Source organism: Mycobacterium sp. E183 (genome assembly GCF_001667735.1).
Taxonomy (GTDB): Bacteria; Actinomycetota; Actinomycetes; order Mycobacteriales; family Mycobacteriaceae; genus Mycobacterium.
The window spans coordinates 1-1,432 of sequence record NZ_LZJN01000103.1; the positions used below are offsets into that span (position 1 = coordinate 1).

Sequence of the window (1,432 nt, forward strand, 5' to 3'; positions counted from 1 at the left end):
ACTCCGACGAGCCGCGCGAGTGGGGCCGCAAGGTGCGCGACTTCCACAAGACGATCAAGGGCACCATCAGCGACGGGTCGAGGTATCACGCGCTGAATCCCGAACTCTTCTACTGGGCACACGCCAGCTTCGTCGATCAGGTCATCTACAACACCGACACGTTCATCCGCCGGCTGTCGCACGCGGAGAAGGAGCGGATCTTCGACGAGGGCAAGGTGTGGTACAGCCTCTACGGCGTCAGCGACCGCGGCCAGCCGCAGACCTACGACGAGTTCCTCGCCTACTGGGACGAGATGCTCGAGCGGTTCGTCCCGCACAAGACCGTCCTGTACGGGACCGGCTACATCAGGAAGGGAATCCCGGGCCCGCGCTGGATTCCCGGCCCGGTTTGGAAGGTGCTGTCCGCCCCGCTGAACGCCTACACCCGCCTGGTGTTGGTCGGGACCATGCCGCAGCAGATGCGCGAGGTCTGCCAACTGGAGTGGAATGCGAAGAAAGAGAGGCGATTCCAACGGTTCGCGGCCGCCATGCGCGCGCTCAACCCGCTGATCAACCGGCTGCCCATCGGCGCGATCTACACCCCGTGGGCGGCAACCGCGTGGCGGCGGTCGGGCGTCGACCCGCGCCGGCTACACAACCGCGCGGCTTAGCTGCGACGCTCGGCGGCGGCGACGCCGCCCTTGAGGAGCTCGTCGATGACCTTCTTGAACACCGGCAGCATCAGCCGGTCAGCACCGGGGATCTTCAGCGTTGACCGTAGATGCCAGCTGACCTCGGTTCCAGTGTCTGTTTCGCGCAGCCGGATCGTGCCGATGTGATCGCGCGTCGGTGCGCCCGAGAGCATCTTGTACGCGTAGCGGGTGGGCCGCTCATACTCGATGATCTCCTCGACGAACGGGGGCCCGATCGCCACCAGACGTCTGATCGCACCGACACCGTTCGGAGCGGGGGTTCCCTCGCGATCAAGCGTGCTGCGTCGGAACAGCCGCGTGTGCCGGGCGATCGCGCGGTGGTCGGTCATGGCGTCGAACACGGTCTCGATCGGCGCTCTCGCGGTTCGGGTGAGGGTGAACTCGATCATTCGCACTCCGCGCTACCGATGAGCCACGCCGGTATGCCGTTGTCCGCCGCCATGATCCGTCCCCTTCCGCTACAGAGAACATAGCCTCAGGGCCGCAGCGCATAAAGGTCACACCCGACCGTCGGCGCAAAGCAGACTCAGCCGCGGGACCGCACACCCGTGTTGCCAAAGTGAACGGCGGGTACACAGCGCCGAAACTCCCTGCGAAGTAAGCCAATACGGTGGTGGACGCTTGGTGATCGGGTGCGGATGGGCAAGGATCTCTTGACATGGCCGATGTCGATTTTTCGCTGCTGGACGTTCCGCGTTCGGAACCGCTCGAGGACCCGGAGGCCTACCTGCGCGCGGCGA

Annotated in this window: 2 protein-coding genes; one reads left to right on the plus strand and one right to left on the minus strand. The window is 65.4% G+C overall.

Annotation, left to right across the window (positions count from 1 at the left end):
* Positions 1 to 650: oxygenase MpaB family protein (locus tag A5691_RS10135; RefSeq protein ID WP_068018513.1), on the plus strand; the 650-nt coding region annotated here is incomplete at its 5' end.
* Here the strand turns inward: A5691_RS10135 and A5691_RS10140 are convergent.
* Positions 647 to 1,081 (minus strand): SRPBCC family protein, encoded by a 435-nt coding sequence (locus A5691_RS10140; protein ID WP_067759866.1) that lies wholly within the window; start codon positions 1,079 to 1,081, stop codon positions 647 to 649. The two genes, A5691_RS10135 and A5691_RS10140, sit on opposite strands and share 4 nt — an antisense overlap.
* Between the last annotated feature and the right edge of the window lie 351 nt (positions 1,082 to 1,432).

What these genes read in the sequence shown, in the direction of transcription:
- A5691_RS10140 (WP_067759866.1), bottom strand. Translation starts at nt 1,081, where the DNA reads ATGATCGAGTTCACCCTCACCCGAACCGCGAGAGCGCCGATCGAGACC.